This is a genomic window from Flavobacterium psychrophilum DSM 3660 = ATCC 49418, from assembly GCF_002217405.1.
In the GTDB taxonomy this organism is placed as follows: domain Bacteria; phylum Bacteroidota; class Bacteroidia; order Flavobacteriales; family Flavobacteriaceae; genus Flavobacterium; species Flavobacterium psychrophilum.
Map to the genome: position 1 here is coordinate 1 of NZ_MUHE01000066.1, position 8,115 is coordinate 8,115.

Below are 8,115 nucleotides of genomic sequence, written 5' to 3' on the forward strand. Positions count from 1 at the left end.
AACTTTAAATGGTATAACATCTTAATAAAAATAAATAAATGTTTTTGTTTTAGATATATTACACTAATTAGATAAATTATTAGTCATTAAAAAAGGTATTTACAAAGTTCATAAATTTACTTAAAATTACTTCACCAATTGTTGACCTTTGCATAATTGATGGTTGGTTTTCTAACACATCTACAACTTCTTGTTTTGTTGGTATTCTTTGTGTAAAAATGTAATCTTCGGTTAGCTTTTTTAGTTTGTCAGTATTTAGTTTTTCGTCTGCTGCAAATTTGTTGAATGCTTTTAGTTTTTCGGCATCCATAAATTTATTATATTCTTCTTCGATGTTTTCGGATTCGATTAATGGCAGATTTTCTATTATAAATTTTTCAATTAGTTCTCTTTTGCTACGAAGTTTTGTTTCTCCTTCAACTAAATCTAATATCTCTTTTTGTTTACGCTCTTTTTCTTCTACTGTTGTTACTTTCAGATTGGCTAATAATGCAAGAATATAACTAACTGTAATATCATCGCGATGTATTAACTCTAACTCAAAATCTACCTCATCTAAGATTGATGTTTTTTCTTTTACTTCTCTGGTCTTATCGTATAAATCTAAATATTTTGATTTGTAATTTTTAAATTCTTCTTCATTTAAATCTATATCATTAAATGAAAAATCTGCATAAGATGAAATTACATTTTTTAAACGGATTATATCTCTAAAGGCTTTTATAAATTCTAGTTCTTCATCTTCCGAAACAAAATCATCAACTGCTTCAAAAGTAGGTACTATAGCAATTAATTTTTGGTATGCTTGGTTAATGTCTTTTACATACTTTTCATAAGGCTGCATTATGATTATTTCTTTGGCATCTTTGTTAGAAAACAAAGCAATGGCATCATCTGTAGCTTTTTTAAGATTTCGGAACACCACAATATTACCTTGTGATTTTTTTTCGCCTAATATTCTGTTGGTTCTTGAATAGGCTTGTATTAACCCGTGGTGTTTTAAATTTTTATCTACATATAATGTATTTAATGTTTTACTATCAAAACCTGTAAGAAACATATTAACTACAAATAATATATCTATTTGTTTTTTCTTTACTCTTTCGGCTATGTCTTTGTAATAATTGTAAAATAAAATACTATCTCTGGTTGAATAATTGGTCTTAAATGTTTGGTTATATTCTTGGATATATTCTTCTAATACATCACGAGTATGTGGATTAACTTTTGTATTAGTAAAATCGAAATCTTCTTCTTCAATACTGTTGTGATTCTTTTCGTCTTCGTTTGCTGTGTAACTGAATATTGTAGCAATATTTAGGTTGTGTTTCCCTTGCTTTTTAAGATCTCTGAATAAATTAAAATACTTGATAAGTGTATCAACACTATTTACGCAAAACATAGCTGTAAACTCTCTATTATGCGTTTTTATTGGGTGTTGTGCAATAATATAGTTAGCAATTTTTTCTAATCGTTGTGGGCTTTCCATTAACTCCTTTGTGTCAATAGATTCTACCTCAATATCAATTTCGTTTTGTGAGTTTTCTTTTTCTTTATACTTACCTACATACTCAACCGAAAAACGCAATACATTTTCGTCTTTTATAGCATCAGTAATTACGTACTGATGTAATTTTTCGCCAAATAAACTAGCAGTTATTTGTTTTATGCCTTTTATAGCAGTTGCATTGTCTACAAATATTGGTGTGCCTGTAAAACCAAACATTTGATAGTTATTAAAATATTGTGTAATCTTTTTATGTGTATCGCCAAATTGACTGCGGTGGCACTCATCGAAAATAAAGACAATCTTTTTATCTTTAAGATTATCCATAGTTTTTAAATGATGCTCTTTTGTAATGGCATTATATAACTTTTGAATAGTAGTTACAATTAGCTTATTATTTGCATCATTAAATTGATTTACTAATGATTTTGTATTGTTGGTAGTATCTACGCAATCAGGTTTAAAAGCGTTAAACTCTTTGGCTGTTTGGTAATCTAAGTCTTGCCTATCTACACAAAAAACTACTTTATCTACTCTTGGTAATTGTGAAAGAATTTGACTTGCTTTGAACGAAGTTAAAGTTTTACCTGAACCTGTTGTGTGCCATATATAACCGTTGCTGTTGCTGTTTTTTACTTTATCGATAATTCTTTCTACGGCAAAAAACTGATACGGTCTTAAAACCATTAGCATTTTATCGGTATCGTGCAATACGATATACTTGGTTATCATTTTAGATAAATGACATTTTTCTAGAAAAGTGTTTGCAAAATCTTCTAGTTTAGAAATGCGTTTGTTATTATCGTCTGTCCAATAGAAGGTTTGTTTGTAATCGGGTTTTTTGTTGCCAAAATTGCTGAAGTATTTTGTGTTTACTCCGTTGCTAATAACAAATAATTGAACGAAATTAAATAAGCCTGTATTTGATGAAAACGAATGTTTTTGATAACGATTGATTTGATTGTAAGCTTCTTTTAATTCTATCCCCGTTTTTTTTAATTCTATTTGTACCAGTGGCAAACCATTAATTAAAATAGTAACATCGTAGCGGTTTTTATATGTACCCTCAATGGTGATTTGATTGGTTACTTGGTACTGGTTTTGACACCAAAAATCCATATTAATAAACTCTACATACACCAACTCGTTATTGTCATTTTTGAAAGCAAATTTATCCCGTAGTAATAAGGCTTTTTCGAAAATATTGTTCGATTTTGAGAGGTGGTTAAGAATTTGCTTAAAATCTGGATCAGAAAAAACTTTGTTGTTGTGTTTTTCTAATTGTTTTTTAAGATTAACCAATAGTTCGGCTTCGTCTTTAATAATTACTTTATCATAGCCATTAGCTACTAATTGACTAATTAAGTTTTGTTCGAGTATTAATTCTGATTGTGATGTCATTTAAAAAATGTTAATAACTTTATAATTTCGTTTATAAGTGTGTTATATAATTTGTATATTTGCAATGTTCATTATACCACAATAGGATAATTGAATTACGAAATCCGATACGCCCCGATGTGTACCGGATTTTGCGGTTTAATATACTTCATTCAACTTATTTTCATACAATTTATTTATTGTTTTTGGTCCACCATATTTCTTTTCTAAATAATATGCTGTTATTAAGTAATAATCTAAACCACTTCGTTGTGGTTCTAAAATTATCACATAATTTTCTGTTACATTGTGTAAATAAGTTCGTGTAACAAATTTCCCTCGTAGCCTTACATTACAACTAAAAGTTCTAATTTCTTCATTTATATTTTCTTTTATATGAGGTAGAATCCAATGCAACCTTTTAGACCTCTCAAAATCAAAAACATCACGTGTTTTTATTTTAACACCACGTTTATCTTTTATATCTTCTGTCCTGTAAGTTAAATGTTTAAATAAAGATTCAACATCAAAAATATCTTCTTTTTTTAATGGACGAATTATTTTTCCTTTAAATTTAAAACTATCGTTATTAGCAATATCTCTATCAAAAATAGCTTTTAAAGATATTTTTCTATCCCATTCATTAAAATGATTTATCTCCAATAATGATTTATATGTTTTTATATAATTAATTGCCATTTTTTAAATCGATAAAAAATAAATTAAATTTCTCTTCGTTTCTTTTTGTTTGCATATTTAAAGGCTTACAACTCAATTTTTCTATTTTTTCAATAATTTTATTTTTGGCATTTACTTTATTTAATCCTCTTAATTTATAATTAATTGCTCCCATTAATATATCAGCTAATTGCATTAATTCACTTTCGTGAGATCGAATAATTTGTAAATTCCTTATATTATTATAATCCCTTTCTAAATACTTTTTAATACTTTTAGCTTTAATGAATGAGTTTGTATCTTTTATGTCTAAGTAAATATTATAATTACTATCTGGATATATTTTTTTATTAAGTAATTGGTAATACATTTTATCATAAAAAGTATTATGGTCTTGATTAAATTTCTTGTGATTTAATTGTGATTTATCAATAACAATAGCTCTAAAGTTTAACTCGACATTGCTGAAAAAATAATCGATTAATTTGTTATAAAAAGGATATTGCGACTTAGATAATGAACTCCATTTCATTTCTCCCCTATAATAGTGCTCCAATTTCATTTCTCGAATATTTTTGTTATGCAATTTTAAAAGATGATAAGGCGTGCTTATATATGCCAAAATCATATAAGGTTGCTTATCGTTTTCTATATGTGTACTTTCATCACAATAAATATTATATGTTTTTTCCATAATTAAAGTTTTAAACAAACATTTGTTGTAATAATCCTTTTTTATATTCTTGGGTGTCTTGTATTTGATTGGAAACTAATTCTATTTTTTTATCGATGGCTGAAAGGAAATTAGCAATTTTGGTTTGTTCTGCTTTTGAAGGAATTAAAAACTCCATTTCTGATAAAGTAGATAAAACAATATAGGGTGTATTTCCATCATTTTTCTCTCCTTTAACTCTCTTTGGTAAAAACATTTGAAGATAAAATTTAACATATGTTATATTTTCTTCAAAACCATCAAGTATGTATGTTCTTTGATAAGCATTAAATTTTCCTCTATAGTAATGAATATAACCAACATTTGCGCCATTTCCTGAAATTAATAATGCTTCTGTATCAAAAGCGTATTTATCAATTCTATAATAATCTTTTGCGCAAGTGTAAAACCTATATTCTCCATCTTCTACCATAGCATTTGCATCTAATTTACCTGTTGTGATTTTACACATGGAACCCAAACTCATTTCTTCCCAATCTTCAAAATCATTACCATTGTCATCTTTAAACCTAATTTCTTGATTAAAGATTTTTTGCATCATGCCTTTTTTGTAGTCTTCTAAAAGTGCTTTTTTTTCTTTTAAAAGGTTTAGTTTTTCATCAATTGAAGAAAGGAAATTAGCAATTTTGGTTTGTTCTTCAAGTGATGGAAGATTTATATTTAAAGTTGACAATTGACTAGAATACAAATGAACAACTGAAACTCCTTGCGCTAGACTTGCAATGTCTTCTTTCTTTGAATTATTTAAATAATATGATAAAAAAACTCCATTATTATCAGTTTTAATAATATTCAAATCACCACCTAATGCAACACCATCTTTTAAAACACAAGAAGCTGTTGCGATATCTAATTGTGTTTCACCTGATGCTGGGATAATTATATCATTGTATGAACTAAAAATTAAATCCTTTGAATCTAAATCTGTTTTTGATACTATTTTACTAATTGTTTCGCCGTAAACAGTATAAAGTTCACCATATCTAATACATTCAAATTTTCCATTTTTAGAAATATCAGATTTAGAAATACCTTTTCCTTTTGAAAATTTTGCAATTTTACCTAAAATAAAATCATCCCAATTCCCATTAAACTCTGGAAATCTTAATTTTGGTTGTAATGTTTCCATGTTAATAAAATTTATCTGCTGCCCAATTCATGGGATTATTTGTAATATAATTTTGTATTCTGTCAAAAGATGCTGCATTTCGAATAATATGGTCGTGAAAACGGGGTTGCCAACCAAAATTTTCATCAATAAAATGGGCGTTTTTTGTAACCACAGATTTATAGGATCTAATTATTGTTGAAATAGATCCCTGTTTGGGCGAAATTTTTGCCATTTGTTCGTTTTTGTTGGTATTGTCCGTGGCGGTAGAGACGTTGCATTGCAACGTCTGTACGGTAGAATCGATAGAATCGATAGAATTGATAGAATCGATAGAATCGATAGAATTGATAGAATCGATAGAATTGATAGAATCGATAGAATCATTATTAGAGACGTTGCATTGCAACGTCTGTACGGTAGAATCGGTAGAATCAATATTAGATATATTGCAATGCAACGTCTTTAAATTATTAATTATTAAAATTCCGTGAACATGATTTGGCATAATCACAAAATTACCTAATTCTACAAACGTAAAATGTTTTGGTATTTCTAACCAAAATTGTTCTGCTAATAATCCTATTTCATTTAAATTCATTGTTCCGTTTATTACTTCTCCAAAAAAATGTTGTCTGTTTTTGGTACAAATCGTAATAAAATAGGGGCCATTAGTACTATAATCCCAAGATTGTAACCTAGCGGAAGGAATTCGATATTTATTTTTAAATTTATCTCCCATATTAAAAAGGGGTTTTAATATTTAACTCTTTGCAAAAGGATGAAATAGTATTATCTACAGATTGCATTTTTTTGTCAATGGCTTGTAATTTATCTGCAACAGTGTTAATATCAATTGCAATAGCATCTTCAAAAGTGTTTACATATCTAGGAATGTTTAGGTTGTAGTCGTTGGTCTTTATTTCTGTAAGAGTTGCAATGTTTGAATATTTTTCGATTACCTCACGATTTTGATAGGTGTTTATAATTTTATCAATATCTTGTTCTCTTAAAACGTTTTGATTTTTTACTTTTTCGAAATCGTTACTAGCATCTATAAATAAAATATTTTGTGGCGTTTCTTTGCATTTTTTTAAAACCAAAATACAGGTGGGAATACTGGTGCCGTAAAATAAGTTTGAAGGCAAACCAATAATGGCATCAATGTAGTTGCGGTCTTCGATTAAATATTTGCGAATATGACCTTCGGCGGCACCACGAAACAGCACGCCATGCGGGGCAATACACGCCATAATACCATTATCGTCTAACTGGTGTACCATGTGCTGAATGAAAGCAAAATCGGCTTTTGTACCAGGTGCCAATCTTCCGTATTGAGAAAAACGGTCATCGTTAGACAATAAAGGATTGGCAGACCATTTGGCCGAAAATGGCGGATTGGCAACAATGGCATCAAATTTAAAATCTAAATGTTGTGGTTTTTCGAGCGTGTCTTCGTTTTTAATATCAAATCTATGATAATTTACATCGTGCAAAATCATATTCATTCGAGCCAAGTTGTAAGTAGTACGGTTTTGTTCTTGTCCGTAAAAATGCCCTACTTCTTCCACTTCACGGGCTACACGAAGCAATAACGAACCACTGCCACAGGTTGGGTCATATACTGATTTTAGTTTGCTTTTGCGAGTGGTAACAATTTTTGCCAAGATAGTAGATACTTGTTGTGGGGTGTAAAATTCGCCTGCTTTTTGTCCTGCACCAGCTGCAAATTGCCCGATAAGATATTCGTAAGCATCGCCCAAAACATCGCCATCGGTATTGTCTAAATCGAAATCAATTTCGTCTAATGCCGTAAGTATTTTTACAATAACATCGTTTCTATCTTTGGTAGTTCTTCCAATTTTGGTTGAGTTTAAATCTATATCATAAAATAAATTATCAAAATCGTCTTGGCTCTCTGAACCCATGGTGCTTTTTTCGATAGCGTTTAAAACATTGGCTAAATCTTCTAAAATAAATGTGCTTTGTATTTCTTGTTCATCGTCTTTATTAATAACTTTTGCGTTGCCTTTTTTAGCTAGATTTGTGAATAGTTCAGATGGTTTTAAGAAATAGCCTAATGCCTCAATAATGGCTTCTTTTAAGGCTTCTAAAATTGCTTTTCCATCGGTGCTATTTTCATCAATATCATTAAATAGTATTTTATCTGGTTTTAGAAAATCGTTTGCTTTTTTTTCTAATTTTTCAGAAAGGTATTTGTAGAATATAAAACCAAGTATATAATCTTGAAATTGATTGGCCGCTATTTTACCTCTTAATATGTTTGCTATTGCCCATAATTGAGCCTCTAGAAGTTTTTTTTGTTCGTCTGACATTGTTAATTATCTATATTGTAGTTTAATTATCCTAAATTTGCATAAATGGCTAAAGTAGTTATAAAGTGTAATACGATAATAACTTATTGTTGTGTTTTTTTGTAGAATCCAGCATCATATTTTATAAGATATTTACCCAAAAAAGCTTTTAAAAAATTATCGGCTGTTCTTTCTTTTATATTAAAATTTACGGCTATTTCTATGGTTTCTTTGCGTTGAAATTCATTTGGTAATGTATCACAAAACAACTTTTTGTTGCGCCTAATTTGAAAAGGCTTGTTCGCCTTGTTTTGTAAGTTTTTAAACATTATGATGCTATGCTGTAAATAGGTTTTTATACCATTTAAAGTTTAAATTTACTGGGATAAAAAAA

Annotated in this window: 7 protein-coding genes; all 7 read right to left on the reverse strand. The window is 28.9% G+C overall.

All coding sequences use genetic code 11. From position 1 onward, the window contains the following. Positions 1-79: 79 nt before the first annotated feature. Positions 80-2,908, reverse strand: coding sequence for a type I restriction endonuclease subunit R (locus B0A57_RS11730; protein WP_038466264.1), 2,829 nt, complete (start codon positions 2,906-2,908; stop codon positions 80-82). A 138-nt stretch (positions 2,909-3,046) separates the two neighbouring features. Then, positions 3,047-3,586 (reverse strand): hypothetical protein, encoded by a 540-nt coding sequence (locus B0A57_RS11735; protein WP_038466267.1) that lies wholly within the window; start codon positions 3,584-3,586, stop codon positions 3,047-3,049. Then, a complete protein-coding gene (locus B0A57_RS11740; protein ID WP_038466270.1) occupies positions 3,576-4,259 on the reverse strand; it encodes a DUF3800 domain-containing protein in 684 nt (227 codons plus the stop codon). Before B0A57_RS11740 ends, B0A57_RS11735 begins: the two co-directional genes overlap by 11 nt. A 10-nt stretch (positions 4,260-4,269) precedes the next feature. Beyond that, a complete protein-coding gene (locus tag B0A57_RS11745) occupies positions 4,270-5,427 on the reverse strand; it encodes a restriction endonuclease subunit S (RefSeq protein ID WP_052079086.1) in 1,158 nt (385 codons plus the stop codon). Position 5,428: 1 nt separating this feature from the next. Continuing rightward, complete coding sequence (locus tag B0A57_RS11750; protein WP_038466275.1) at positions 5,429-6,148, reverse strand: transposase; 720 nt, start codon at positions 6,146-6,148, stop codon at positions 5,429-5,431. Position 6,149: 1 nt separating this feature from the next. Then, the gene (locus tag B0A57_RS11755) at positions 6,150-7,742 is read right to left on the reverse strand and encodes a type I restriction-modification system subunit M (protein ID WP_038466278.1); all 1,593 of its coding nucleotides are present in this window, start codon (positions 7,740-7,742) and stop codon (positions 6,150-6,152) included. An 83-nt stretch (positions 7,743-7,825) separates the two neighbouring features. After that, on the reverse strand, positions 7,826-7,990 hold the full coding sequence (locus B0A57_RS12275) for a hypothetical protein (protein ID WP_158409050.1): 165 nt from the start codon (positions 7,988-7,990) through the stop codon (positions 7,826-7,828). Between the last annotated feature and the right edge of the window lie 125 nt (positions 7,991-8,115).

Excerpts from the sequence above, each read along its gene's own strand:
- B0A57_RS11730 (WP_038466264.1), bottom strand. The coding sequence starts at position 2,908 with ATGACATCACAATCAGAATTAATACTCGAACAAAACTTAATTAGTCAA.
- B0A57_RS11735 (WP_038466267.1), bottom strand. The coding sequence starts at position 3,586 with ATGGCAATTAATTATATAAAAACATATAAATCATTATTGGAGATAAAT.
- B0A57_RS11740 (WP_038466270.1), bottom strand. The coding sequence starts at position 4,259 with ATGGAAAAAACATATAATATTTATTGTGATGAAAGTACACATATAGAA.
- B0A57_RS11745 (WP_052079086.1), bottom strand. The coding sequence starts at position 5,427 with ATGGAAACATTACAACCAAAATTAAGATTTCCAGAGTTTAATGGGAAT.
- B0A57_RS11750 (WP_038466275.1), bottom strand. The coding sequence starts at position 6,148 with ATGGGAGATAAATTTAAAAATAAATATCGAATTCCTTCCGCTAGGTTA.
- B0A57_RS11755 (WP_038466278.1), bottom strand. The coding sequence starts at position 7,742 with ATGTCAGACGAACAAAAAAAACTTCTAGAGGCTCAATTATGGGCAATA.